The sequence below is a fragment of the Vibrio sp. 03_296 genome, from assembly GCF_002265885.1.
The window spans coordinates 1-1,142 of the sequence record NZ_NPKW01000444.1 but is presented as its reverse complement, the minus strand read 5'-3'; the positions used below and the strand labels follow the sequence as shown (position 1 = coordinate 1,142).

Annotated in this window: 2 protein-coding genes; both read left to right on the top strand. The window is 42.6% G+C overall.

The annotated features are described in order from the left end of the window. Positions 1–427 precede the first annotated feature (427 nt). Complete coding sequence (locus tag CIK04_RS33860) at positions 428–616, top strand: hypothetical protein (RefSeq protein WP_325205810.1); 189 nt, start codon at positions 428–430, stop codon at positions 614–616. After that, positions 585–1,070: a hypothetical protein gene (locus CIK04_RS25265; RefSeq protein WP_325205809.1), complete on the top strand. Its 486-nt coding sequence runs from the start codon at positions 585–587 to the stop codon at positions 1,068–1,070. The genes CIK04_RS33860 and CIK04_RS25265 overlap by 32 nt, the downstream gene beginning before the upstream one ends. Positions 1,071–1,142: the final 72 nt, after the last annotated feature.

Below are 1,142 nucleotides of genomic sequence, written 5' to 3'. Positions count from 1 at the left end.
ATTTTATCCAGCGTGCCTTTCGCATTTGTAGTCATGACATTACTCATTATTTGTTTTGCGGAAGTATATACCAAACGGGACAAAATGACAGGTTGCGAGTAGGTTCGCGTTATCGCGATTACCATCCCCCATTGAGGTGATAGTGGTTATCCAGTGGTTTCGTTATTGTTATAAAACTTATTTAACGTCGTGAACTAGGTCGCATTTGCTTACATAATTGAACGCTAATTTATGTTGGAATTAACATCACATTTATTCTGCATGGTATAGTGTATCTCTATTGAGAACAGGTAAAAATAATAATAAAGTATTGACATTGAGTGTTGATTGGTGGGTTGAGTTGTTTTTGGAGGCTAATGATGAAATGGATACATAAACTTATTTTGCTCTCGCAATATGTACCATCAGTTTAATAGCGCTTTATAGTGTGTTAGGTGACACGAGAAAACTTGTCATCACACCAGAACGTTTTGCTTATTTTGCCACCGATGATCGGGCAGCAGGCGGTATTACGACGACGGAAATGGCGATTGATGGCCAAACGATCGATTTAAGCTGTAACATGCAAAACGGCGTAGCTACCCGTGGCCTACTGTGGTATTTCGATTTTTACTGACACACTTGAAGCGACGAAAGGTATCGACCTTTCCAACTACCACACGATCCGTCTCAAGCTCAGCTACGACAAAACGGGCGAATCCGATGGTCGATTGCGCTTTTATTTGCGTAACTTTAATCCGGCTTACTCCACCGCAGATAATGAGTACACTTACAAATACAATGGCATGGAGTTCACACCGAGTGCCAGCGTGGAAACCATTGAGATCCCCCTAGCGAACTTGCAAGTCATGACTTGGTGGCTAGCCGACAATAAGATTCCGATTGAACATTCTGCACCAGAATATTCCAACGTGACACGAATTGAGTTGGCGACAGGCTCAGGGGCGGCAAATGGAGAGCATCATATCCGTATCGAACGCATTGAGTTTGAAGGTGCGTATTTGGCACAGGAAACCCTGTTGTTTGCTTTGTTGCTTTCTTGGGTATTATTGGGACTGGCTTTTCTTTGAATGAACTACGTAAAGTAAGCACAACCTAGCTGAGTCTCGTTTCGCCAAGAGCATTTAAGAAAGATGAATGCG